At 54.2% G+C, this 360-nt stretch carries 1 rRNA gene; it reads right to left on the bottom strand.

Annotated elements, in window-relative coordinates:
- Positions 1–360 (bottom strand): 23S ribosomal RNA (locus H0484_RS15090); the annotation flags it as partial.

Below are 360 nucleotides of genomic sequence, written 5' to 3'. Positions count from 1 at the left end.
GGACTTACGGCGAGGGGGCTTTTCACCCCCTTTATCGCTACTCATGTCAGCATTCGCACTTCTGATACCTCCAGCATCCCTCTCGAGACACCTTCGCAGGCTTACAGAACGCTCTCCTACCGCGTGTCCGTCCACTTAAACGCACTGCTTATTTCAGTCACCACCTCGACTCGAAGTGATGGCGCGCTTTGCGTGCTATCGCACGCCAAGCTAGAACGCGTTTAAGAGGACGGACACACCCGCAGCTTCGGTAACTGGCTTAGCCCCGTTACATCTTCCGCGCAGGACGACTCGATCAGTGAGCTATTACGCTTTCTTTAAAGGATGGCTGCTTCTAAGCCAACCTCCTGACTGTCTATG

The organism is Mesopusillimonas faecipullorum, from assembly GCF_020539505.1.
In the GTDB taxonomy this organism is placed as follows: Bacteria; Pseudomonadota; Gammaproteobacteria; order Burkholderiales; family Burkholderiaceae_B; genus Mesopusillimonas; species Mesopusillimonas faecipullorum.
Note: the sequence above shows the minus strand (reverse complement) of the source record. Positions and strands in the feature narration are given on the sequence as shown.